The 24104-nt window shown below is 58.7% G+C and carries 27 protein-coding genes; 20 read left to right on the plus strand and 7 right to left on the minus strand.

The features are described from left to right. The first annotated feature begins 9 nt into the window (after positions 1-9). Both greA and RTCIAT899_RS12350 read left to right on the plus strand, forming a co-directional pair. Positions 10-486, plus strand: a complete 477-nt coding sequence (gene greA / locus RTCIAT899_RS12345; RefSeq protein WP_015340574.1) for a transcription elongation factor GreA — start codon at positions 10-12, stop codon at positions 484-486. Positions 487-492: 6 nt separating this feature from the next. Further along, the gene (locus RTCIAT899_RS12350) at positions 493-1572 is read left to right on the plus strand and encodes a glycosyltransferase family 4 protein (protein WP_015340575.1); all 1080 of its coding nucleotides are present in this window, start codon (positions 493-495) and stop codon (positions 1570-1572) included. 9 nt (positions 1573-1581) lie between these two features. On the opposite strand, the gene RTCIAT899_RS12355 is transcribed toward RTCIAT899_RS12350, so the two are convergent. Genes RTCIAT899_RS12355 through RTCIAT899_RS12365 form a run of 3 tightly spaced genes read right to left on the minus strand, consistent with a single transcriptional unit; the run spans position 1582 to position 3932 of the window. Continuing rightward, positions 1582-2496, minus strand: coding sequence for a glycosyltransferase family 92 protein (locus RTCIAT899_RS12355; protein WP_015340576.1), 915 nt, complete (start codon positions 2494-2496; stop codon positions 1582-1584). A gap of 55 nt (positions 2497-2551) precedes the next feature. Continuing rightward, a complete protein-coding gene (locus RTCIAT899_RS12360) occupies positions 2552-3460 on the minus strand; it encodes a glycosyl transferase (protein ID WP_015340577.1) in 909 nt (302 codons plus the stop codon). A gap of 4 nt (positions 3461-3464) precedes the next feature. Continuing rightward, complete coding sequence (locus tag RTCIAT899_RS12365) at positions 3465-3932, minus strand: Lrp/AsnC family transcriptional regulator (protein WP_015340578.1); 468 nt, start codon at positions 3930-3932, stop codon at positions 3465-3467. 237 nt (positions 3933-4169) lie between these two features. Here RTCIAT899_RS12365 and trxB point away from each other — a divergent pair, with 237 nt between their 5' ends. The 4 genes from trxB (at position 4170) to RTCIAT899_RS12385 (ending at position 8186) form a co-directional block, all read left to right on the plus strand. Next, on the plus strand, positions 4170-5144 hold the full coding sequence (gene trxB, locus RTCIAT899_RS12370) for a thioredoxin-disulfide reductase (protein WP_015340579.1): 975 nt from the start codon (positions 4170-4172) through the stop codon (positions 5142-5144). A gap of 23 nt (positions 5145-5167) precedes the next feature. After that, positions 5168-6064 carry a LysR family transcriptional regulator VtlR gene (locus RTCIAT899_RS12375; RefSeq protein ID WP_015340580.1) on the plus strand — a complete coding sequence of 299 codons (897 nt, stop codon included), beginning with the start codon at positions 5168-5170 and terminating at the stop codon, positions 6062-6064. A gap of 564 nt (positions 6065-6628) precedes the next feature. Next, the gene (locus RTCIAT899_RS12380; protein ID WP_041677594.1) at positions 6629-6922 is read left to right on the plus strand and encodes an ArsR/SmtB family transcription factor; all 294 of its coding nucleotides are present in this window, start codon (positions 6629-6631) and stop codon (positions 6920-6922) included. 151 nt (positions 6923-7073) lie between these two features. Next, positions 7074-8186: an alkene reductase gene (locus tag RTCIAT899_RS12385; protein WP_015340582.1), complete on the plus strand. Its 1113-nt coding sequence runs from the start codon at positions 7074-7076 to the stop codon at positions 8184-8186. Between the two features lie 132 nt (positions 8187-8318). Here the strand turns inward: RTCIAT899_RS12385 and RTCIAT899_RS12390 are convergent, their stop codons facing one another. After that, positions 8319-9308, minus strand: coding sequence for an NAD-dependent epimerase/dehydratase family protein (locus RTCIAT899_RS12390; RefSeq protein WP_015340583.1), 990 nt, complete (start codon positions 9306-9308; stop codon positions 8319-8321). An 80-nt stretch (positions 9309-9388) separates the two neighbouring features. Here RTCIAT899_RS12390 and RTCIAT899_RS12395 point away from each other — a divergent pair, with 80 nt between their 5' ends. Next, entirely contained in the window at positions 9389-10303 is a 915-nt protein-coding gene (locus RTCIAT899_RS12395; RefSeq protein WP_015340584.1) for a LysR family transcriptional regulator, read from the plus strand. Between the two features lie 2 nt (positions 10304-10305). Beyond that, positions 10306-10821 (plus strand): GrpB family protein, encoded by a 516-nt coding sequence (locus RTCIAT899_RS12400; protein WP_041677598.1) that lies wholly within the window; start codon positions 10306-10308, stop codon positions 10819-10821. Here RTCIAT899_RS12400 and RTCIAT899_RS12405 read toward each other — a convergent pair. Continuing rightward, positions 10818-11099, minus strand: a complete 282-nt coding sequence (locus tag RTCIAT899_RS12405) for a DUF2188 domain-containing protein (protein ID WP_015340586.1) — start codon at positions 11097-11099, stop codon at positions 10818-10820. The two genes, RTCIAT899_RS12400 and RTCIAT899_RS12405, sit on opposite strands and share 4 nt — an antisense overlap. 323 nt (positions 11100-11422) lie before the next feature. On the opposite strand from RTCIAT899_RS12405, the gene RTCIAT899_RS12410 reads away from it, so the two are divergent. Further along, the gene (locus RTCIAT899_RS12410; protein WP_376773925.1) at positions 11423-12430 is read left to right on the plus strand and encodes a calcium:cation antiporter; all 1008 of its coding nucleotides are present in this window, start codon (positions 11423-11425) and stop codon (positions 12428-12430) included. Positions 12431-12572: 142 nt separating this feature from the next. On the opposite strand, the gene RTCIAT899_RS12415 is transcribed toward RTCIAT899_RS12410, so the two are convergent. Then, positions 12573-13775, minus strand: coding sequence for a pyridoxal phosphate-dependent aminotransferase (locus RTCIAT899_RS12415; protein WP_015340588.1), 1203 nt, complete (start codon positions 13773-13775; stop codon positions 12573-12575). A 516-nt stretch (positions 13776-14291) separates the two neighbouring features. Here RTCIAT899_RS12415 and RTCIAT899_RS12420 point away from each other — a divergent pair. The 5 genes from RTCIAT899_RS12420 (at position 14292) to RTCIAT899_RS12440 (ending at position 18311) form a co-directional block, all read left to right on the plus strand. Next, positions 14292-15452 (plus strand): PQQ-dependent sugar dehydrogenase, encoded by a 1161-nt coding sequence (locus RTCIAT899_RS12420; protein WP_015340589.1) that lies wholly within the window; start codon positions 14292-14294, stop codon positions 15450-15452. 100 nt (positions 15453-15552) lie between these two features. Beyond that, complete coding sequence (locus RTCIAT899_RS12425; protein ID WP_015340590.1) at positions 15553-16443, plus strand: DMT family transporter; 891 nt, start codon at positions 15553-15555, stop codon at positions 16441-16443. A 498-nt stretch (positions 16444-16941) separates the two neighbouring features. Further along, a complete protein-coding gene (locus tag RTCIAT899_RS12430; RefSeq protein ID WP_004116423.1) occupies positions 16942-17157 on the plus strand; it encodes a cold-shock protein in 216 nt (71 codons plus the stop codon). Positions 17158-17303: 146 nt separating this feature from the next. Beyond that, positions 17304-17741: a BA14K family protein gene (locus RTCIAT899_RS12435; protein WP_015340591.1), complete on the plus strand. Its 438-nt coding sequence runs from the start codon at positions 17304-17306 to the stop codon at positions 17739-17741. A 51-nt stretch (positions 17742-17792) separates the two neighbouring features. Continuing rightward, positions 17793-18311 (plus strand): AAA family ATPase, encoded by a 519-nt coding sequence (locus tag RTCIAT899_RS12440; protein ID WP_015340592.1) that lies wholly within the window; start codon positions 17793-17795, stop codon positions 18309-18311. A 42-nt stretch (positions 18312-18353) separates the two neighbouring features. Here RTCIAT899_RS12440 and RTCIAT899_RS12445 read toward each other — a convergent pair whose 3' ends face one another. Beyond that, positions 18354-18998, minus strand: a complete 645-nt coding sequence (locus tag RTCIAT899_RS12445; protein WP_015340593.1) for an MBL fold metallo-hydrolase — start codon at positions 18996-18998, stop codon at positions 18354-18356. Between the two features lie 248 nt (positions 18999-19246). Between RTCIAT899_RS12445 and RTCIAT899_RS12450 the strand changes: the two genes are divergently transcribed. The 6 genes from RTCIAT899_RS12450 to RTCIAT899_RS12475 all read left to right on the plus strand — a co-directional run bounded on the left by RTCIAT899_RS12450 (position 19247) and on the right by RTCIAT899_RS12475 (position 24103). After that, positions 19247-19885, plus strand: a complete 639-nt coding sequence (locus RTCIAT899_RS12450; protein ID WP_015340594.1) for a DUF1236 domain-containing protein — start codon at positions 19247-19249, stop codon at positions 19883-19885. A 246-nt stretch (positions 19886-20131) separates the two neighbouring features. Then, on the plus strand, positions 20132-20395 hold the full coding sequence (locus RTCIAT899_RS12455; protein ID WP_015340595.1) for a hypothetical protein: 264 nt from the start codon (positions 20132-20134) through the stop codon (positions 20393-20395). Between the two features lie 461 nt (positions 20396-20856). Beyond that, positions 20857-21327 (plus strand): MarR family winged helix-turn-helix transcriptional regulator, encoded by a 471-nt coding sequence (locus RTCIAT899_RS12460; protein WP_181476084.1) that lies wholly within the window; start codon positions 20857-20859, stop codon positions 21325-21327. A 75-nt stretch (positions 21328-21402) separates the two neighbouring features. Next, the gene (locus tag RTCIAT899_RS12465) at positions 21403-22104 is read left to right on the plus strand and encodes a response regulator (protein ID WP_015340597.1); all 702 of its coding nucleotides are present in this window, start codon (positions 21403-21405) and stop codon (positions 22102-22104) included. Between the two features lie 22 nt (positions 22105-22126). After that, a complete protein-coding gene (locus RTCIAT899_RS12470; protein WP_041677602.1) occupies positions 22127-23509 on the plus strand; it encodes an ATP-binding protein in 1383 nt (460 codons plus the stop codon). 12 nt (positions 23510-23521) lie between these two features. Then, positions 23522-24103 carry a DUF1349 domain-containing protein gene (locus tag RTCIAT899_RS12475; RefSeq protein WP_015340599.1) on the plus strand — a complete coding sequence of 194 codons (582 nt, stop codon included), beginning with the start codon at positions 23522-23524 and terminating at the stop codon, positions 24101-24103. The last annotated feature ends 1 nt before the right edge of the window (position 24104 follow it).

A 24104-nucleotide genomic window follows, 5' to 3' on the forward strand; every position in this document is an offset into this window, starting at 1 on the left:
ACAAGAAAAATGGTTGAAAAGGTACCGATGACGCAGAACGGGTTCGTCAAGCTGCAGGAAGAACTGCGCTGGCGTCAGCAGGAGGAGCGCCCGCGAATCATCGAGGCAATTGCAGAAGCGCGCGCCCATGGCGATCTCTCTGAAAATGCCGAGTACCATGCAGCCAAGGAAGCCCAGAGCCACAATGAAGGCCGCATCAGCGAACTCGAAGACCTGACGGCGCGCGCCGAAGTCATCGATCTCACCAAGATGTCCGGCTCGAAGATCAAGTTCGGCGCCAAGGTCAAGCTCGTCGACGAAGACACAGAAGAAGAGAAGATCTACCAGATCGTCGGCGACCAGGAAGCCGACGTGAAAGCAGGCCGCATCTCCATCTCCTCCCCGATCGCCCGCGCTCTGATCGGCAAGGAAGTCGGCGATTCCATCGAGGTCAATGCACCCGGCGGCGCCAAGGGCTACGAAATTCTCTCCATCACTTGGGGCTGATCGCCCGTGCGCGATCGCGAGACAGCGCATGCGAGCGATCTCCGCGAGATCGAAATCATAGCAACGAATTTCAAACGGCGGCTTTCCGGCGTTACGTCCACGATCGTGCAGCTCATCCCCAAGCAGGTCGAGCTCGGCTATCATATCGCCACACTCGGCCCCGGCCTGCCGGAGAACCTGCCAAGGCTCGGCTGGCTCCGCCTGCCCGGTCTGTGGATGAAGCCGCGCCGCTATCGCGTCCGCATTTGGCATGCCCGCCGCAACAACGAAATGCTGGTGGGCTTGCTGTTGCGCTCCGTTCTGCGCATGCCCCTCAAGCTCGTCTTTACCTCGGCCGCCCAGCGCCGCCACACCGGCTATACGCGCTGGCTGATCCGCCGCATGGATGCCGTGATCGCCACCAGCACCCGCTCGGGCAGTTTTCTCGAAGTGCCGCACACCGTCATCCAGCACGGCGTCGACCTCAACAGCTTCCATCCGCCGGAAAAGCCCGATGACCGCATGGCCGCAACCGGCCTGCCCGGCACCTATCTGATCGGCTGCTTCGGCCGCGTCCGCCATCAGAAGGGCACGGATCTCTTCGTCAGGGCGATGATCGAGCTGTTGCCGCGCTATCCGGACTGGACGGCCGTCGTCTGCGGCCGCGTGACATCAGAGCATCGCGGCTTTGGCGAGCAGTTGCAAAAGATGGTGGCGGATGCAGGCCTCACCGATCGCATCCGCTTCATGGGCGAAGTCGACGATATCAAGCCCTGGTATCGCCGCGCCACCCTCTATGTCGCGCCTTCCCGCAACGAGGGTTTCGGTCTGACGCCGCTGGAAGCCATGGCTTCCCGCACCGCCGTCGTCGCCTCGGATGCAGGCGCCTATGCCGAAATGATCGTGCCGAGCGAAACCGGCGCCGTGGTGCCGGCGGGTGATGGCGAAGCTCTCACCAGAGCGATCGCCTTCTATCTGGCCAATCCGGAGGAAACCCTTCGCCAGGGAGAAAATGCCGTGCGCCATGTGCGCAGCGAATTCGCCCTGGAAAAGGAAGCGACCGCCATCGGCGACGTCTACAAGCGGCTGCTCGTCGCCAACAAGTGAGCGGATCAATCAGCGGCCGAGATCGATGCGCTTGCGCTCGATGAAATCGATCATCGAACGATCCTCCACCATGTCTTCCTCGATGCTTTTGACGATGAACAGGACCTTGTCCCGATATTTCGTCGCACTGCTGTCATAGGTCCAACCCCGCGCCAGCTTCTCCATCAGCTCCTGCCGGGATTTCGTATAATAGTGGTTCAGCTGCAGAAAACGGTTCGAATAGAACTCGGGTGACTTCCGTGCACGCCGGGTAAACCGCTTGCCCGCGTCATTGGCCGTCAGATCGCCGTAGGCCCGCGTCCGGAACTGGTGCACACTGACTTCGGTTACTTCACATGGATCGACGATACACTTGAAATTGCTGACGTTTTCCTTCGTCGTCATTGGATCGGCGCCGCGCATCGTATAATTCAACGTTAACAGTCCGTCCGGCGGCGTTTCATGGCCGCTGGTCGCAAACATATGCCAGGGCAGCGAGACATTCGGGAAATCGCCGACGGCTTCCAACGCCTGCTCGACCGTCGCTGCCTCCTTCGGTAGGAGGAATTCGTCCACATCGATAAACGCCATCCAGCGGTAGTCACCGCCGAAATTCAGGATGGCATGCGCGAAGGTAATGACCTGGCCGTTTAATACCGCCGCTGTCGCCGCATCGCGCATGCGCCCTGCCCAGGGGACAATCGTCAACGCATCTTCAGAGAGCAGGCTACGAAGAAGCGAACAGGTCTCATCCGTCGATCCATTATCATAGATATAGAAGTGACGAATGCCGACCGCTTGGTGAAAGCGCACCCATTCCTCGATATAACGAGCCTCGTTTTTCACACAGGCGGCGATGGCGATGCCGTGGCGCCCTGCCCTTGGCTCGGGCGAATCAATGGACAGCTTCTTGGCGTCGGACGCCTTGGGTTTCAGCCAGCGCATAAGCTTCATTCCATCGACCCTAATTTCACAGCAGGCTCGCCGGCTCCGGCAAAGATCACGCCCGCGGCTTCAACGCAAACCTGTCGTCGTAGCCAAAATCATATTTGAGCAACGCCGAAACGCCGGAATAGTTGACGAAAGAGACCCCGCGCTCGACTGCAATTTGCCGTGCAAGTACGAGATGCTCGATGATGCGGGCTTCAGCGCGCGCGATGCCGGAAAAAGCGGTATCTCCGGCGGTCTCATAAAAGCGGGGCTCGCCGGCATTGGAGATATCGATCCCCAGAAAGCCGACTTGATGCTTCGCGCAGTAGAGAGCGAATTGCAGGGCCGAGACGGCAACGGATCCGCCCAGAAAAACTCCGCGATCAGGCGAAAGCGAAAAACCTGCCGAACCCTCAGCATCCAATCGCACATATTGCAGTTTTTTGAGATCGTCGAGGGAACGGCGGCGCGCACCATAGGGCTTGCGGATATCGTCGATCAGGATGATCGTCTTGTCCGCCAGCCAGCTTTTGTCGATCTCGCAGAGCGCACGCAGCACCGCCACGGAAAACAGGCAAAGCGAACCGGGAGCCACCTTCTCGCGCAGTATGTCGAGATGCCGCCAGACAAAACGTTCATCCTCGACTGCAATTGCCAAAGGCTCGGAGATTGTGTCGCCTGACAGGCCGATGGCACCATTCAAAAGAATGGCGCTGCGGAATTCCAGGCCGCTCAGATCGCTATCGCGAATCGACGGGCCTGACCCGACGATGTAGACCGCATCGCCGCAGCGTTCGCGCAGACGGTCCATGCCCGCAAGGCTCGCGACCTTGACGCCGCGGTAAAGCACCTCGCTGACATTCTGGCTGCGGACGATGCTGAGCCCCGGAAACCAGTCCTGCACATGAGCCCGCGAGCCGCCCAGGAAAAGGCGCACGCCGGATTTGATCAGCGACCGATACCAAGGGCGATCTGCCATTCGCCTAAAGCTCCACCAGGCCGAGTTTCTTGACTTGCCGGATGGTCAGCATAGTGCGCACGGTGTCGACATGCTCATTCGCCGTCAGAACTTCGATGACGAAGTCCTGGAAACGGGTAAGATTTTCCGCAACGCAGTGCAGCAGGAAATCGCTGTCACCGGACACCATCCATGCCTGCCGAACAAGCGGCCACGCGGAAGTCGCGCTGGCGAAAGCCTTGAGGTTCGCCTCCGACTGATGCTTCAGGCCGACCATGCAGAATGCCACGAGATCGAAACCCAGTTTCGGGCTGTTCAGCATGGCGTGATAGCCTTCGATGACGCCGGCCTCTTCCAATTTGCGCACGCGGCGCAGGCATGGCGGCGCCGAAATGCCGACCCGGTCCGCGAGCTCGACGTTGGTCATGCGTCCGTCCCGCTGGAGTTCCCGCAGAATCTTGATATCGATAGCATCGAGCTCAGCGCGAAGCACTTTTTTTGCCTTTCTTTAATTCCCCCTCGCCAGCTTCTATATAAGGCAGGAAAATACGCAAGAAAGTTTCTCCCGCGTAGTTGATTCTAACACAAAGCAGATTTGCTCTGTGTGTAATGCAAGGCTGCCCTTGAATAAATGCATAAGGCAATCATAAATGAAGCGCGGATCGCGAAATCGCCTGTTTTGCGCGCTTGAAGCCGCGGTTTCGCAATCGCCGAATTGAAAGGACTGACTATGCCTGCCCGCCACACGAAGGTGCTCATCATCGGTTCCGGCCCAGCCGGTTACACCGCCGCGGTTTATGCCGCGCGCGCGATGCTGCAGCCCGTTCTGATCGCCGGTCTCGAACAGGGCGGCCAGCTGATGATCACGACCGATGTCGAGAATTATCCGGGCTTTGCCGATCCGATCCAGGGTCCGTGGCTGATGGAGCAGATGCTGCAGCAGGCCCAGCATGTGGGCGCCGAGATCGTCAACGACCTCGTGACCGAAGTCGATACCAGCAAGCGTCCTTTCGTTGCCCATACCGACAGCGGCCAGGTCTGGACCGCCGACACTCTCATCATTGCCACAGGCGCCAAGGCGAAATGGCTGGGTATCGAGAGCGAACAGCATTTCCAGGGCTTCGGCGTCTCCGCCTGCGCCACCTGTGACGGCTTCTTCTATCGCAACAAGGAGGTGATCGTGGTCGGCGGCGGCAACAGCGCTGTCGAGGAAGCACTCTATCTCTCCAACATCGCCAAATCGGTGACGGTGGTGCATCGCCGCGATACTTTCCGTTCGGAAAAGATCCTGCAGGAGCGCCTGTTCGCCAAGGAAAACGTTAGAATTCTCTGGAACACTGAGGTCGCGGAGATCACCGGCACGCCGGCCAAGCCGCCGATGCCGCCATCCGTCACGGGCGCGCGCCTGCGCGATACACGCACTGGCGCCATCACGGAGATGCCGATCGACGGCGTCTTCGTTGCCATCGGTCATGCGCCGGCGACCGAGCTCTTCAAGGGCAAATTGAAGCTCAAGGACAATGGTTATCTCTGGACCGCACCGGATTCGACCGCGACAAACGTCGAAGGCATCTATGCGGCCGGTGATGTGACCGACGATACGTTCCGGCAGGCGATCACGGCAGCAGGAATGGGCTGCATGGCCGCACTTGAAGCGGAACGTTATCTGACTGGGCACATGCCCGTCGCCGTGGCTGCGGAGTGATGCAGCCGATGAGGGGAAACGGCATGCCATTGGATTGGGACAAGCTGCGTATCTTTCACGCGGCTGCCGAAGCGGGTTCGTTCACGCATGCGGCGGACAAGTTGCATTTGTCCCAATCCGCCATCAGCCGCCAGGTCAGCGCTCTTGAGCAGGATGTCGGCATAAAACTCTTCCACCGCCATGCGCGCGGCCTCATCCTGACGGAACAGGGCGAGCTGCTTTATCGCACCGCTCACGACGTTTTGCTGAAGCTCGAAACGGTCAAGATGCAATTGACCGAGACGACCGACAAGCCAAGCGGCAAACTGCGGGTGACGACGACCGTTGGCCTCGGCCAGGGCTGGCTCACCGACAAGATCCAGGAATTCCTGCAGCTTTATCCTGACATGTCGATCCAGCTCATCCTCGACAATGAGGAGCTGGACGTGAACATGCGTCACGCCGATTGCGCCATCCGTCTGCGCCAGCCGCAACAATCGGATCTGATCCAGCGCAAGCTCTTTACCGTGCACATGCACGTCTATGCCGCCCCCTCCTATATCAACCGCTACGGCGAGCCGCAGTCGGTCGAGGATCTGGACGAGCATCGCATCATCAGCTTTGGCGAACCGGCACCAAACTACCTGCTGGATGTCAACTGGCTCGAGATTGCCGGCCGCTCATCCGACAACAAGCGCGCTCCGCATCTGCAGATCAACAGCCAGACGTCGATCAAGCGCGCCTGCCTGCTTGGCATCGGCATCGCAGTACTGCCCGATTATATCGTCGGTCGCGACCCAGGCCTCATTCAACTCGCGATCAATGCAGACGTGCCGTCCTTCGACACCTATTTCTGCTATCCGGACGAAATGAAGAATGCGGCCAAGCTCAAGGTTTTCCGTGATTTTATCGTCGCGAAAGCGCGCAACTGGAATTTCTGACGAAGGTAAGTTACTGATAACCAACTCTTTTTAGGACCAGCATACGAGCCGCGCATATGATGCATAGCTGATATGCACAAATGAGAGTTGAAGCCTGCACATTTAACTACCATATCGCACATAGCTGATGCACACGGTGGCTTTTCCTCCCAGTTCCACCGCATTGGCTGTTCCCCTCTGGAGGTTTTTGACCTTCATACCTATAGGGCCCTGGTTCACTCCGGAGGCCCTTTTTTTTGCTCTTTTGTCCCAGACACGCCAAATGCATAACTGCCATGCACAAAAAAGCATTGCGCACTGCACAAATTAACATCATAACGCACACAGCTGATGCACACGGTGGCTTTTCCTCCCAGTTCCACCGCATTGGCTGTTCCCCTCTGGAGGTTTTGACCTTCACACCTATAAGGGCCCTGGTTCATACCGGTGGCCCTCTTTTTTTGCCCAATTTCTAAGCACGCATATCGGCAGCCTTGCCGAAAAATAATATTCGGCGTCGCCCTTGATATATCGAAAATCGTCGATACATAAATCGTAATTATTCGATATTGGGTGGTGAACACCATGGACAAGAACGAGATATTGAAGGCTTTGGCCAATCCGGCCCGGCTGGAAATCCTCAACCACCTGAAAGATCCGGAAACACATTTTCCGACGCAGGAACACCCGCTGGAGCTTGGTGTCTGCGCCAGTCAGTTCGAGCGCTGTGGTCTCTCTCAGTCCACCGTCTCTGCCCACCTCGGCACGCTTCATCGCGCCGGCCTGGTAACAACCAAGCGCCTCGGCCAATGGATTTTCTACAAGCGCAACGAGGAAACAATCGCCGAATTCCTCGCGGCCATGGAGAAGGAACTCTGAAAATGTGGGCTGCTCTCCCCGCACCCATGCTCACGTCCTTCGCAACCGCCGCGATCTTCCCCAAAAAGCTGCTGCCTTAACCCATAGCTCCCCGGCCTTGGCTGCCGCCTCCTCCTGATTTCTCCCTCCCCCAAAAGAAAGGACTAACCCCATGACCAAATTATTCGAACCGACGAAGCTCGGCGATATTTCCATCGCCAACCGCATCGTCATGGCGCCCCTGACGCGCAATCGCTCGCCGAATGCTGTGCCGAACGATCTGAACGTCAAATATTATGCCCAGCGGGCAACCGCGGGCCTGATCATCACCGAGGCAACGGCAATCACCCATCAAGGTCAGGGCTACGCCAACGTTCCCGGCCTTTACAGCAAGGAAGCGCTCGACGGCTGGAAGAAGGTGACGGACGCCGTGCACGCCAATGGCGGCAAGATCGTCGTGCAGATGTGGCATGTCGGCCGTATCTCCCATACCACCCTGCAGCCGAATGGCGGCAAGCCGGTCTCGTCGACCTCCAGGCGCGCTGAAAATTCGAAGACCTATCTGGTCAACGGCGACGGCACCGGTGGCTTTACCGACGTCTCGGAGCCACGTGCACTCGAAACCTCGGAAATCCCGGGTATCATCGAAGATTATCGCAAGGCCGCCCGCGCCGCCATCGATGCCGGTTTCGACGGCGTCGAGATCCATGGTGCCAACGGCTATCTGATCGACCAGTTCCTGCGCGGCGATATCAACGATCGCACCGACCAGTATGGCGGCTCGATCGAGAACCGTACCCGCTTCCTGTTCGAAGTGGTCGATGCGGTCTCCAAGGAAGTGGGCGCTGGCCGCACGGCAATCCGCATTTCTCCCGTCACGCCCTCTGGCGATGCCAGCGACCCAGCTCCCCAGCAGCTCTTCACCCGGGTCGTCGAAGGCCTGGCGAAATACGGCCTTGCCTATATCCATGTCGTGGAAGGCCAGACCGGCGGCAAGCGCGACTTCCTGCCCTTCGACTACGACGCGCTGCACGCGGCCTATAAGGCAGCAGGCGGCAAGGCAGGCTGGATGCTCAACAATGCTTATACCCGCGAGATGGCGATCGAAGCCGTCGACAGCGGCAAGGCCGATGTCGTTGCCTTCGGCAAGCCGTTTATCTCCAATCCGGATCTTGTCCGCCGCCTGAAGGAAAACGCACCGCTCGCCCAATGGGATCAGACAACGCTCTACGGCGGCGGCGCCAAGGGTTACGACGACTATCCGACCTTGGACCAAGCGGCCTGATCTGGGCCTTTCAGCCAGATTCTGATATCAGCAAGGAGCCCTCGCAACCTGGATTGCGAGGGCTTTCCATATCGGTGTTTGAAATCGATGAATAAGTCAGACTGACGAGGCAAGGGCTCGTCCCGAGCAAGCTTACGCGGCCTGCAGGCACCCGATCGACGCCAGGCTGCTGCGAACGGCTTGATCGATCGGCGTATGCGGCTCGTCGCCGAGCGCAGCCACCAGCCTGTCGTTCCGCATCTCCAACGGCACATCCCAGAGATAGCTCATTTCGCGCAGTTCCCGCATGAATGTCACGAAGGGAGAGGCTAGCGGTACTATCCACCAGGGAAACGATTTCACCTTCACATTGCGTCCAACGACGCGCTGCACGGCTTCGATCATCTGTCTGCCGTCTCCATCCCAATGACCGCGCATATGATAGACGGCGAAGGCCGGCAGCCCGTCGCCTTTCTCGATCAACCGGATCATGGTTTCGGCGACATCGGGCAGATAGGCCCATTGATGGCCTACGCCGCGTTTGCCCGGATAGGTCATCGAAGTGATCAGCTTACCCGGCGTCACCATGGCTTGAGAAAACCAGCTGTTGGCGCGCGCCCCGCCGAAGAAATCGCCGGCGCGAACGATGATGACCGGGCTATCGCCCTGCTCTGCCGCTGCCCTCAGACGCCGCTCCATCTGCACGCGGATGGCTCCTTTACGGGTCTTCGGGCGCTGCGCGCTGTCTTCCGTGACAATCGGGAAGACATCGGGACCGAAATTGTAAACCGTACCTGGCAGCACGATCCGTGCACCGACCGCCTTGGCGGCGGCAATGGTATTGTCGAGCATCGGCAGGACGACCTTGCCCCAATTGCGATAGCCGGGCGGGTTGACCGCATGCACGATGACATCCGCACCTTGCGCCGCCTTCAGAACATCATCCGCCTGCATGGCATCGCCCTGGAACCAGTCGAATTCCGGCTGACGGCGGGCCGCCTCGGCCGCATTGCGATTCAGCGCCCGGATGCGCCAGCCGCGAAGGGCAAGCCCTCCCGCGACAGCACCGCCAATGCCGCCGGTCGCGCCGAGTACCAGGGCTGTCTTCGTACTTTCCTTGTTGTCGCTCATCGTCATCTCCATCGGTTTCGATGGGCTGACTATGCCTCGTGGTTTCAATAAACGAAATTGCCGAAAAATCTGCAGATGCTATACATAAATGTATGACCGGAGTCGCTGAGCCAAGCTGGGATTTCTATCGAACCTTTCTTGCCGTGCTGGAACACGGCTCACTGTCGGCTGCGGCGCGCGAGCTCGGTCTGACACAGCCGACGGTCGGCCGTCACATCCTCGCATTGGAGCAATCGGTCGGCGCGGAGCTGTTCACGCGTTCGCAACAGGGGCTGCTGCCCACCGATGCCGCTATGGTTCTGAAACCCTATGCCGAGACTTTGGCCAGCACAGCCGCGGCTCTGCTGCGCGCAGCCTCCGGCTCGAAGGACAAGGTCAGCGGCACGGTGCGCATCAGTGCGAGCGAAGTCATCGGCGCCGAAGTGCTGCCGCCAATCCTTGCCAAGCTGCAGGCAAGATATCCGGATCTGATCGTGGAGCTTTCGGCCTCCGACACGGTGGAGGATCTGCTGCAGCGTGAGGCCGATATCGCCGTGCGCATGGTTGCGCCGGCGCAAGAAGCACTGCTTGCCCGGCATATCGGCGTCATCTCTCTCGGCCTCTTCGCCCATCGCAGCTATATCGAGCGGTACGGCAAGCCCGAAACCGTCGGGGATTTGCGTCGGCACAAGCTCATAGGCTTCGATCGCCAGACTGCCTATATCCGCATGATGACGAAGCGTTATCCTGTGCTCGAAGGCATTTCCTTCAGCTTTCGCTCCGATCACAGCATTGCTCTGCATAATGCCCTGCGCGCCGGCATCGGCATCGGCTTCCTTCAAATTCCCCTGGCAAGCCGCGATCCAGCCCTCGTGCAGTTGTTGCCGGAGATCAAGGTCGAGATCGACACCTGGATCGTCATGCACGAAAATCTGAAGACGTCGCCACGCTGTCGCGTGACATTCGATGCGCTGGTGATGGGGTTGCTTGATTACATCAAGGAAAACAACGTGGAGAATGGATCCTGACCATGGGAACAGCGGTGGAACTGGTGCCATACGACCCACGATGGCTGGAAGATTACAAACGCATCCGCGAAAAGCTCGAAGGATTGCTTGCACCCCATGTCATGACGATCGAACATATCGGCAGCACATCCATACCCGGAATCGCAGCAAAACCGCTAATCGATATCGACATCATCCTGCGCAGCGCGGCCGACGTCCCTGCGGCGACCCGGATTCTTCTGGAGCAAAATTACGAGCCCCGCGGCAATCGCTATGATGATGATGTTTGGGCCTTCATGCGGCGCAACGGCACACCGCCTGAACGGATTTATCTCTGCCCACCCAACAACCAGACACACGAACACCGGGTGATCTTTCGCGATTATCTTCGGAAGCACCCCGCAGAAGCAGCAGCCTATGCAGCGCTGAAACTGAAGCTGGCCCAGCTCCATCGGTATGATGGCGATCGTTACACCGCCGAAAAGCGTCACTTCGTCGACGCAATCATAGAAAAGGCGTCAGACAAGCCGAAAGGCTAGGCGCCAGGGGCAGTATCGATCGGTGGGAAATGCACCTGGCCGTCGATGACTTCCGTTTCCGGTCGGTCACCGCCGTCTGCATATTCCTCATGCCACTTGCCGCTCTCGTCCTGCCAGCTGATTTCGGCTGAGTCTCCCCCGATCTGCTGTTCCGCCGCCACGATCCGGGCGGCCTCCACCGCCTCGGAATGTGTTGGAAACGCTTCCGAATAAACATCACGGAAGCGATAAGCCCACCCACCGTCATGCGGCACGATTTCGTAAACGACCTTGACCATTCAGATCCTCCTTCTCATCTGCCAAGACCTTCAAACCGGACGTTGCCGGCAGGATCGCGTGCATCTGAGACGGATTCGAGGATGCCGCGGCGTTGTGGTTGGGCAGACCTATCTGCGCAGTATTCCATTAAACCGCGTTAACTGCAAATTTCGCCCTCTTCCCGCAAGCTTGATGTGCGAACTCCTTGCTTTAGAGTGCAACCGTGAATCGGCGCAGAGGTGGGAAAGTGCTCATAGCAAAGTGGTTCAAGCAGGAAAGAAACCTGCTGGTGGCATTGATAGTTGCCGTTGGCGCCTATGTCGGCGAGCATTCCATTCTGGAAATGGGCCAGGGCGCATCAATGATCGCAGCCGCGGCATTGATCGCAACCATTGTACTGGCCTCCATGCGCGTCGCCCATCATGCTGAGACGCTCGCCGTCAAGGTCGGCGACCCCTACGGCACGATGATCCTCACCCTTTCCGCCGTTGCCGTCGAGGTCATCATCCTTGCGATCATGATGAGCGGCGAGAGTTCGCCGACGCTGGTGCGCGACACGATCTACGCCGCCGTCATGCTCGATATCAACGGCATCCTCGGCCTTGCCGCCCTTCTTGGCGGGCTAAAGCATGGTGAACAGCCCTATAATGACGATTCCAGCCGGACCTATGGCGTGATGATCCTGACTGCCATGGGCATTTCGATGATCGTGCCGGAATTCATCCCGGATGCGAGATGGCACTATTATTCGGCCTTCACCATCGTCGCGATGATCGCCCTCTATGCGCTGTTCCTGCGCATGCAGGTCGGCAGGCACAGCTACTTCTTCAGCTATAGCTATCCGCGCACGGAAAAGAAGCTCGCAACTACCGAGGCTGAAGAACATCGTGAAGAGGACTCCACGGCGACTTCGATCGTGACAATCCTGATCGGGGTCGTCCTGATCGGTACGCTCGCCGAATTCATGTCGGCCTTCATGGATACCGGCCTCAAGGGCACCGGCGCTCCGCCCGCCATCGCCGCCATAGTCGTCGCCGCCATCTCGGCAGCGCCGGAAATTCTGACCGCTCTGCGGGCAGCGCTTAGAAACCGCATGCAGGCGACCGTCAACATCGCCCTTGGCGCCTCGCTGTCGACCGTCATCCTGACGGTGCCGGTCATGGAGGCGATTGCGCTCTATACCGCCCAGCCCTTCATCATGGCCATGTCTCCGGTGCAGACGGTCATGGTGATGATCACGCTGATCGTCGCAGCCATCAACCTCAATGATGGCGAAACCAACGCCATCGAGGGCATGACCCATTTCATTCTCTTCGCCACCTTCATCATGCTGACGGCGCTCGGTCTTTGATTCCGATTTCAAGGACTTGCGTCGATTGGCGGATTCAAAATGCAAAGCGCTTGAATCATTTGATGAAGCCGAAACCGTCAGCCTGGATACGAAAAAGCCCGCCATCTCTGGCGGGCTTTCCATGTAAGCTATCGCTAGCCGCTTACTTGCAGGCGCCGCAGAAGCGCTGGATGCGGCGGCAAGCTTCCTCAAGCAGCTCTTCCGAGGTCGCGTAGGAGATGCGGAAGTTCGGGCCGAGGCCGAAAGCCGAACCGTGAACGACGGCAACGCCTTCGGATTCCAGCAGCTCGGACACGAAATCCTCGTCCGTCTCGATGACCTTACCGGTCGGAGCCGTCTTGCCGATCAGGCCGGCGCAGGACGGATAGACGTAGAAGGCGCCTTCCGGAACCGGGCAGGAAATGCCCTTCGCCTGGTTCAGCATCGAGACTACGAGATCGCGGCGACCTTCGAAGATCTTCTTGTTGCGCGGAATGAAGTCCTGCGGACCGTTCAGCGCTTCGACGGCAGCCCACTGCGCGATCGAGGTTGCGCCCGAGGTCTGCTGGCCCTGGATCATGTCCATGGCCTTGATGAGCTGCAGCGGGCCGGCGGCATAGCCGATGCGCCAGCCGGTCATGGCATAGGCCTTGGAAACACCGTTCATCGTCAGCGTGCGATCATAGAGGCTCGGCTCGACTTCGACCGGGGTGGCGAACTTGAACTCGCCATAGGTCAGGTGCTCGTACATGTCGTCGGTCAGCACCCAGACATGCGGATGCTTGACCAGCACGTCCGTCAGCGCCTTCAGTTCGGCATGCGTGTAGGCGGCGCCCGACGGGTTGGACGGCGAGTTGAACATGAACCACTTGGTCTTCGGCGTGATCGCCTTTTCAAGATCGGCGGGCTGCAGCTTGAAGCTGTTGGCCTGCGTCGTCGCGACGAAAACCGGCGTACCGCCGCACAGCGCCACCATTTCCGGGTAGGAAACCCAGTAAGGGGTCGGGATGATGACTTCATCGCCCGGGTTCAGCGTCGCCATGAAGGCGTTGAACAGGATCTGCTTGCCGCCGGTGCCGACGATCGTCTGCTCCCACGTATAATCGAGATTGTTCTCGCGCTTGAACTTGGCGGCGATCGCCTTGCGCAGTTCCGGAATACCGGAAACCGGCGTGTACTTCGTCTCGCCGCGGTTGATCGCGTCGATGGCCGCCGTCTTGATATTATCGGGCGTATCGAAATCGGGCTCACCGGCGCCGAGGCCGATCACGTCGCGTCCTTTTGCTTTCAGCTCGCGCGCTTTCTGGGAAACGGCGATGGTGGCAGAAGGCTTTACACGGGAAAGAGCGTCGGCAAGAAAGGCCATGGTGATCGGTCCTATTCGGTTGAAAATGGCAGAAAGCCTGTGGACCAGATTTCTGCGCTAAGCTCTATGTCGAATATGGACCGACGTTTCAAGCACAAAGGCGTCACAGTGGCTTTATTTCATGGCTTTCCGCACCGTGCGCGCTAGCTTTTTTATCCGGTTAGAAGCCTGCCCAAGAGACCACACGCCCCTTTCGCCAAGGTCAGATCGGCCGTAGCTCGGCACCTCCAACCCCTCTCAACTTGAATCATCACGCGAAGCACCTGAATCAAACTCTGAAGACGGTGGGAATTTCCTATATGGATCAGACACTTCTTCAACATCGGCTTCTCGCGCCTTCAGCTGGATGCCTCTTGCGTGGGAAATGCTTCCGCCTGCAGACGAGATCGGCAGATCCAAAAAACGTCCTTTCGCCGAAGGCAAGAACACAAAGACGTTATCGGTTCCGCGATCCGCCTTGAATGGCAGCCGAACGGTCCCACGTTGCAAAAGCGAGCCTATGGGGAGGTCGAAAAGATGCGCGGCACCAGAACGGGATTAGGCAGAACGGAGTTCTCCATCGCCTTGATGGCCGGCGCTCTGCTCACGGCAACATCGGCTCTTGCCGAACCGGTGCAGACTTTCAAGACGCAAAAGGTTGACGTCAAAGTCGAAACGGTCGCGACGGGGCTTGATCACCCCTGGGCCGTCGAGGTGCTGCCGGATGGCGCCTATCTCGTGACCGAGCGGCCCGGCCGCATGCGCCTTATCCGCGACGGCAAGGTCTCAGGCCCTATATCAGGCATGCCCGAAGTTTACGCGCATGGCCAGGGCGGCCTCCTCGATATAGCCCTTGATCCGAACTTCACCGGCAACCGCACCCTCTATTTCACCGCCTCCGTGGCGGGTGACGGCGGAAGCGGCACGGCTGTCTTTCGCGCCAGACTATCGCCGGACGAGAAGCAGCTGAGCGATGTGAAGCGCGTCTTCCTGATGAACAAGCTGTCGCGCGGCAATATCCAATATGGTTCGCGCATCGCAATTGCCCGCGACGGCAGCCTCTTCATCAGCCTCGGCGACCGCGGCCGGCAGGATCGCGCCCAGGACTTTCACGACGACGCCGGCTCCATTATCCACATAGAAGCCGATGGCAGCACCCCCGCCAACAATCCGTTCAAAGACGGCAAGCGGGCTTTGCCTGAAATCTGGTCGAAGGGCCACCGTAACCCGCAGGGCATCACTTTCGACAGCCAGGCGAACAGGCTCTATACGGCAGAACATGGCGCCAGGGGCGGCGATGAGATCAACACGCCCGAAGCCGGCAAGAATTACGGCTGGCCAATCATCTCCTACGGCGTCAATTATTCCGGCACGAAGATCGGCATTGGCACCGCAAAGGCCGGCATGGAGCAGCCCCGCTTCTATTGGGATCCTTCGATCGCGCCCGGCGCCATTGCCGTCTATCGCGGTAAGATGTTTCCCGAGTGGAATGGCGATTTTCTCGTCACGGCGCTGAAGTTCGAGCTGCTCTCACGGCTAAGCCAGGACGGCAAAGGCAAGATCACCGAACAGGAACGCATGTTTGAGGGAAAATTCGGCCGCATGCGCGACGTAACAGTCGCGCCCGATGGTGCGTTGCTGATAACGACGGATGAAAGCGATGGTGCGCTCCTGAGGATTTCGAGGGCTGCAAGCTAGCGGGAAGCATTCCGCTTCTTGCGCCTTTCTGCCTTGCCGCAAGCAAAAGCAGCTGCTAACGGTCGGCCTCGTTCTTTCCTCCCCTTTCCGCAGGATGCAGATGTCTCGCATACAGGCGAATTTGTTGTTGTTGCTTGCCGCCGCGATCTGGGGCGGCGGTTTCGTTGCGCAATCGACAGCGATGAAGGCGATCGGCCCCTTCTGGTTCATCGGTCTCAGATTCGCCGTCGCCACCCTGGTCGTCCTGCCCTTCGTGTGGATGGAAAACAGGAAGGCTGCGAAGCCCTTGACGCCTCGCAACTGGCTCTCCTTTTTGCTGATCGGCCTTGCTCTTTTTGGCGGAGCGGCGACGCAGCAGCTCGGCCTTCTGACGACGACTGTCACGAACTCCAGTTTCATAACCGGCCTTTACGTGGTCTTCGTACCGCTGATCGCCGTTATCTTCCTGCGCCGCTCGCCGCATTGGGTCATCTGGCCTGCAGCCTTGATGGCGCTTTGCGGCATCTACCTGCTCTCGGGCGGCTCCTTCTCGCACCTGACCAATGGCGATTTCCTGACCGTCATCTGCGCGCTTTTCTGGGCAGCCCAAATCACGCTCGCCGGCTCCGCCGTCAACGAAACCGGCCGGCCACTTGGTATTTCCGCAACGCAATTTGCGGTCACCGCCGTTCTCGCCCTGGCCGTCGCGGTCGCCGTCGAACCGATCAGCATCGCCGATATAAGTGCAGCGTTTGGCGAAATCCTCTATGTCGGCATCTTTTCCTCCGGCCTGGCTTTTGCGCTGCAGATCATCGGCCAGCGTTATACGACCGCACCCCAGGCCGCGATCTTCCTGTCTTCGGAAGCACTGTTCGGAGCTTCGCTCGGCGCCTTGTTGCTCGGCGAGACCATCGGCCCGCTTGGCTATGCCGGCTGCGCCTTGATGTTTACGGCGATGCTGGCCGTGGAATTGGTGCCGGAATTGACTCGGCGACGCGGCGCCACAGCATAAAAAACGCCGAAAATGCACGCTTTTAGCGGCTTGGCGGCATGGCTCGCCAAAATTTTTCGAACGAGCGAAAACAGCCGTTCAGACCAGCGGATTTGCGGAAATTTTGCCAAAACTATATCGCGAGCGATGCAAAACCCTTGGAAACTTGTTTCAAAGTGGGAAATTTTGCGAATCGCCTTAACATGTTCGCATTACTGTATTGTGCCGGTTGTGCCGCGTTAAAAAACTTTTGCTTGCCAATTTCCCCTAAACACAGCACTCTCAACAGTGTTCGGGCATTTTTAGAGCATGGGAAGTCCTAATAGAATTGCGAGCCGGAAACGCTAATATTCCGGTCAGCTTGGTCGAGAAGCGGGGTGGCAAACATCGCATCGCGTCCATGCCGAGTTACGGGGACCTTTTCCTTCAAATTTCGAGAACTGCCTGCAAGCGCCCGCAAGGGCAACTGAAGTAATGCTGCCCGTGTGGATGGTGGGCAGAGAGAAAAGGACCTGAGGCATGGCCGAGACTGGCACTGTAAAGTTTTTCAATACCGATAAGGGCTTCGGTTTCATCAAACCGGACAAGGGTGGCGCAGACATCTTTGTACACATTTCTGCAGTTCAGGCTTCTGGTCTGGCAGGATTGTCGGAAAACCAGAAGGTAAGCTTCGACACGGAACCGGATCGCCGCGGCAAGGGACCGAAGGCCGTCAATCTGCAGATTGCTGGCTGAGACACCCTACGGTTATCAAATTCGAGTTGAGGCCCGGCAGCAATGCCGGGTTTTGTCATTCAGTCTGCATTCAGTTTGCCCCATATAATTTGCCTTCCATGAAAGAGCGGGACTGATTTTGTCCCGCCTCGTTAGAGGACAGGCCAATGACCATACTCGGCAAAACGCTCGTCATGTCTGCCGTCGCTGCGGCGTTGACAGTCACTTCCATGAGCGTTGCTTCCGCCGATGAATATTGGCGCCATCACAACCGCGATGGTTGGGCGCTCGGCGCTGCGGGGCTTGCAACCGGCTTGATCGTCGGCTCCGCCATTGCCAGCCAGCCGCGCTACGTCGAGCCGGCCCCGGCCTATGTCGATCCGGACTACGATGCGCCTCCTCCGGCCTATTATTATCGTCCACCGCCGCGCCGTGTTTATGTCGAGCGTGACGTCAGTTATGACGCGCCGCCGCCGGCATATGGCCTGCGTCCCTGGTCGCCGGCGTGGATGCGTTATTGCTACGACCGTTATAGAAGCTTCGACAGCCGCTCCGGCACCTATGTCGGCTATGACGGCATGCGCCATTTCTGCACGGCCGATTGATTTCGGCCATACCCCCGCATGAGAATGCAGGAACCAAGGCACCGCTTTCAAATGGGCATCAAGAACTATTTGATCGAAGGTGTTTCAGGAACCGGCAAGACCGCTGTCGCCGCCGAACTGCAGCGGCGCGGGTATCATGTGATCCATGGTGACCGGGAGTTGGCCTATAAGGGCGATCCGGAAACGGGTGAACCGCTGGATGCTTATGCCCTGCAGAAGCACATTGCGGATGTGGCCTTCGGGCACAGACATCACCTTTGGGATGTCGGCAAGGTCAAATCCCTGGCCGCGGATCGAACCCACCCGATCTCCTTCTTCTGCGGCGGCTCCCGGAATTTCGATCGCTTTATCGATCTGTTCGATAAAATCTTCGTTCTGAATGTCGATTTGGACACGCTGCGGCACCGCCTTGCCAGCAGGCCGGAAGATGAATTTGGCGGTAGCCCTGCCGAGCGAGATGTCATCATGCGGTTGCACGCGACGCAGGAGGATGCTCCGAAGAACGCCGTGAGCATTGACGCCACCGCGCCGCTCGCCAGCGTTGTCGATGATATTCTCTCGAAATGTTAGCAAAGCGGCTGGATGGCCGCTAGCAAGCGAGCGGAGCCTTCCTCATAATCCGCGCAGGAAGGGATTGGTGCGACGCTCGTCGCCGATGCGGCTTCCAGGTCCATGGCCGCAGATGAAACCTACCTCATCGCCCAGCGGAAAGACCTTGTCGCGGATCGATTCCAAAAGCTGCTGGTGATTGCCGCCGGGCAGATCCGTTCTGCCGATCGAGCCATTGAACAGCACGTCGCCGAGATGGGCGAAACCCTGCTTCCGGTTGACATAGATGACGTGACCCGGCGCATGGCCGGGGCAGTGGAAAACCTCGAACTCATGTTCGCCGAAGGAGACCTTGTCCCCCTCCTTCAGAAAGCGGTCCGGCGTGACGTTGCGCACGCCGCTGATGTTGAACATCTTGCCCTTGGCTTCGATATCCTCGAGCAGGAAGCGGTCGTCTTCATGGGGACCGATCACCTCGATGCCGAGCGCTTCGCGCACCTCGTCGGCACCGCCGGCGTGATCGATATGGCCGTGCGTCAGCCAGATGGCCTTCAGAGTAATGCCGTTCTCGCGCACCGTCTGTAGGATGATATCGACATCACCGCCCGGATCGACCACCACGCCCTCCTTCGTCTCCGGATCGAACAGAATGGTGCAGTTCTGTTCGAAAGGGGTCACCGGAATGATGCCGGCCTGGAGCATGCCCATGGAGCGCCTCGTCTGTTTGATCGTCTTGTCGCCGGTATAGCGGCAAACTCCAGGTAAAACAGCCCCTGTAGGCTGCAAAGTGGCGCGGGTAACGAAGACCATCCTCGTGAAATTCGGGAAGGACACGTTATTCCATATGGTTATTCTGATTTTCGACTGATTATCGCATTGCTCTCGCCTGGCCAACCGGAACACCGAAGCATCCGAAGCGTTGAAGAGAAGTCTTTCAAGACAGAAGGAGAAAACCAATGTCCTTGAAAAGAAATCTGTTGCTGACCGGCTTTGTCCTTCTCGGCAGTGCGGGTCTCGCCCAGGCCGAGATGGCAGCAACGACCGCCACCGATATCGAAGTTCGTTCCGGACCGGGCGCGGAATTTCCTACAGTCGGCGTCGCCACACGAGGGTCCGAAGCCACTCTGGACGGCTGCGTCGAGGGCAGCCGCTGGTGCCGGGTCGATGTCAACGGCATGCGGGGCTGGGTCTATGCGCAATATCTGAGCGTCGAACAGAATGGCGCCTCGGTCGTCGTCCAGGACCACCGGGATGACCTGGGCATTCCCACCATTACCTATGAACAGACAGACCCAGTCCAGACCGGCAGCGTCCAGCGCGTTCAGCCAAGCCCGAACGATCAGTTGCTGGGTCCCGTCGATGAGAACGGCGCTGATGTGGTCGCCGTCACCCCGCCTGAGGAAGTCCGGACCTATATTGATGACAACCCGGTCGATACGGTTCGGTTGAATGGTGATCTGGTCGTGGGCGCCACCGTCCCGCAAAGCGTGGAGGTGCACCGCATTCCGGATTATCAATACAGCTATGTCGAGGTGAACCATCAGCCGGTTCTGGTCGATCCCGGCACGCGCAGGATCGTCTACGTCTACCGCTGATTCGCCTCACAGGACCGCATAAAATGGCGAAATTGACATGCGGCGGGACAGCCGCATGTCCAAACCGCGGATTTCCCCTGAAATTATTGCGGAATTCTCCCGTTTGAGTTGCCCTTCTATTTCCAGCGATCCATGCATGATGTAATTCTAATATCAGTAGGGATTATCGCCGCTGCCTGGCAGCGAACCTGTTTGCGGCGACAAGGCATCCGGAAGCGTCTCCGGAATTATGGGAGAAGGGCAGTCATGGAAAGTCTAGGGCCTATCATTACGCAATTGATTGCCGGTGCGATCGGTGGCAACGCCGCGAGCGCCGTTTTGAAGCAGGACGGGATCAATCTCGTTGCGAGAACGATCGCCGGGGCCGTCGGCGGCCTTGGAGGCGGCCTGATCCTGAACCTGATCGGCAGCGAGGCCCTTACCGGCCTTATCGCGCAGGGCATATCCTCGCTGGTTGCCGGCGGCGTACTCTCCGCGATCGTCGGTGCCGTTCTCGGCCGCAAGTCGTAAATAATAGGATCGCGCAGGCCGGGCTTGGCAATGACCCGGCTTGTGCGGATCAATGCGCAATTCTGCTTGGCCACAGCTGCCTCAGCCGTGCTTCTAGCCGGGCGGAGCGGAAAAATATAACATCTCCAGGGTTTTCGCCGTCTTCGACGGTCGGATATGCATCGGCTTTCCAACCCGAGGCGTTTGTTTCTCGTCTCCACTTCCCCCAGACGATCTGCCGATTCACCATGCGGCGAATCGCTGAGTCTCAACACCAGTGGCAGTGGGCGAAAATACAGGATATGTTAGGGTTTTCGTTGGGACCGCGCTTAATTTCCTCATGAAGCAGCGCCATTCGAGCAACATGGCATTGTGCGAAGCCGGGCGGCAACGTAAAAATGCGTCAACAGGCCTGACGTATTTTTGCGGAAGTTTCCCGAATGCTCCATAATAGGAAAGGAAATGCCACGGTGCCACGACAGATGAGCCAGAATGCGGCAAAGACGGAGCTGCTGGCCACGCCGTTGCAGAACGCGGGAAGCATCGATTTCGAGATCATCGAGCTGCTTTTCTTCGCCTACCGCGATTTCGTTTCCGATCCGGATCAGATTCTGCTGAAGAGCGGCTTCGGCCGGGCTCATCATCGCGTCGTCCATTTCGTTAACCGCGAACCCGGCATGACGGTTGCGGACCTTCTGGAAACATTGCAGATCACAAAACAGAGTCTGGCGCGGGTTCTCAAACAATTGATCGATTCGGGTTATATTCGCCAGGTCGCAGGTCCGGAGGACCGGCGGCAGCGCAAGCTGTACCCGACGCAAGCCGGCAGAGACTTGGCGCTGGCTTTGGCCGAGCCCCAATCGCGCCGCATTGAAAGGGCATTCGAAGGCGCGTCCGAAGCGACGCGCGAAAGCGTGAAGCGTTTCCTGAGAGGAATGCAGACCGTAAAATGACAGCACTCCAGTCTGCGGGGCCGGAATGGAATGCGTCACGAAACCGACGGGTAGGACAGGATCGAGATTGATCGAATGACGACAAAAGCAGCAATTTCGGATGACGCAGCACATCTTCTGGTAGTGGATGACGATACCCGTATCCGCGCCCTCCTCAACCGCTACCTTATGGAGAAGGGCTTCCGCGTCACGGCTGCCGCCGATGGCGCCGAAGCGCGCCGCAAGCTGGAAGGGCTCGATTTCGATCTCATCATCATGGACGTGATGATGCCCGGCGAATCCGGCATTGCGCTGACGTCGAGCCTGCGGGCCATCAAGAACATTCCGATCATCATGCTGACGGCGCTGGCCGAGGCCGATTCCCGAATAGCCGGCCTTGAGGCCGGCGCGGATGACTATCTGCCGAAACCCTTCGACCCGCGTGAGCTGGTGCTGCGCATCAACAATATCCTGCGGCGCAATGCGCCCGCCGATTCCCCGAAGATCGAACTGGTCATGTTCGGCCCGTACACCTTTTCGCTCACCCGCAAGGAGCTCAAGAAGGCCGCCGAACTCATCCGGCTTACCGATCGCGAGCAGGAAATCATGCTGCTCTTTGCCAAGCGCGCCGGCGAGACGATCCCGCGCCATGAACTCATCGGCAGCGACGCCGAAGTGGGAGAGCGGACGATCGACGTACAGATCAACCGGCTGCGTCGCAAGATTGAAGATGACCCTGCCAACCCTATCTGGCTGCAGACGGTGCGTGGTATCGGCTATCGCTTGAGCATAGATTGAGATCGGCCCGCGGGACCAGATTATGGTGACATTCGATTCCATCAGACGCGACCAGGATCACACGCCGTCCAACGGATTGCGGTGGCTTTCGCGTTGGATGCGTCGCTATATCCTGCCGACCGGCCTCTACGCCCGCTCATTGCTGATCTTCATCCTGCCGATGATCATTCTGCAGGCGGTTGTTACCGTCGTCTTCATGGAGCGCCACTGGCAGATGGTGACGCAGCGGCTGTCGATGGCGACCACGCGCGACATCGCCGCCATCATCACCATCATCCAGACCTATCCGCAGGACGCCGACTATTCCGCCATTACGCAGATGGCGCGGCAAAAGCTCGACCTCAGCATATCGATCGAACCCGGGGGCGAACTACCGACGCCGCGCGAAAAGCCCTTCTTCTCGATCCTCGATGGCATTTTGAGCGACGAGATAAAGGAGCAGATCAATCTACCCTTCTGGATCGATACCGTCGGCAACTCCAGCCTGGTCGAAATCCGCATCAAACTGCCGGACAAGGTGCTGCGCGTCTTCGCCAAGCGCAGCCAGACCTATGCCTCGAACACCCATATCTTCATCCTATGGATGGTCGGCACCTCACTGGTGCTGATCGGCATCGCCGTCCTGTTCCTGCGCGGCCAGATCCGCCCGATCCTGGCGCTGGCCCAGGCGGCTGAAAGCTTCGGCAAGGGCCAGCGCCTGGAAAACTACTCTCCCCGCGGTGCCGACGAAATACGCCGCGCGGGCCTGGCCTTCATCCTGATGCGCGAGCGCATCGAACGGCAGATCGAACAGCGCACGGCGATGCTTTCGGGTGTCAGCCACGACCTACGCACCGTTCTCACCCGCTTCAAGCTGCAGCTCGCCCTTGTGGGTGAAAATCCGGATCTTGTCGGCCTCAGCGAAGACGTGGAGGACATGCAAAGCATGCTCGAGGGCTACATGGCCTTCGCGCGCGGCGAAGCCGAAGAAGATGTCGGACAATTCAAGCTCAGCGATATCCTCGAAAAGATCCGGCAGGACTTCACGCTGCACGACAAGTCCATGAGCTTCTCCATTGAAGGGGATGACGAAATCTCCGTCCGGCCGAATGCATTCAACCGTCTGGTGACGAACCTCGCCACCAATGCACGGCGCTATGCGAACAGCCTCCGCGTCGAAGCCAGGCACAGCGCCAAATGGCTGACGATCATCTTCGATGATGACGGCCCCGGCATTCCCGTCGCCGCGCGAGACGACGTCTTCAAACCGTTCTTCCGGCTGGATTCAGCCCGCAATCTCGACAAATCGGGCACAGGTCTCGGCCTTGCCATTGCGCGCGACATCGCCCGCAGCCATGGCGGCAACGTCACGCTCGGCGACAGCCCGCTCGGGGGCTTGCGCGCCACGATCCGCATTCCTGCCTGACGGAGAGAGCATATGCCGATCGATATCGAGGGCATGCACTGGTTGAACACGCCGCCCATGTGGGAAGTGAACCAGGGACGCCTGTTCGTTCAATCCGGCAACAAGACCGATTTCTGGCAGGAAACCTATTATGGCTTCCACCGCGACGACGGTCATTTTCTTGGAACGCCCCGCCGCGGCGATTTTACCGCCGAAGTCACCTTCGTCGGGCATTATCGCGAGCTTTACGATCAGGCCGGCCTGATGGTCCGCCATGATGCCAGGCACTGGATGAAATGCGGGATAGAATATACCGACGGCGCCAGGCATTTCAGCGTCGTCGTCACCAATGGCAATTCCGACTGGTCCGCCTTCCGCCTCGATCACGAGTTCGATGCCATGTCGGCACGGGTCACCCGCAACGGCGACGCCCTCTTCATCCAGTATCGCACCGACCGCATGAGCGAATGGCGGATGGCAAGGCTCGCCTGGTTCGATCCGATGCTCGAGGAAGTGTTGGTCGGCCCGGCCTTCTGCTCGCCGCAACGCGAAGGCTTCGAAGCGGAATTCCTCGACTTCAGCCTGACCGACCCGGTATCACGGGATATTCACTGAC

Origin of the sequence: Rhizobium tropici CIAT 899 (assembly GCF_000330885.1) — a bacterium.
Classification (GTDB): domain Bacteria; phylum Pseudomonadota; class Alphaproteobacteria; order Rhizobiales; family Rhizobiaceae; genus Rhizobium; species Rhizobium tropici.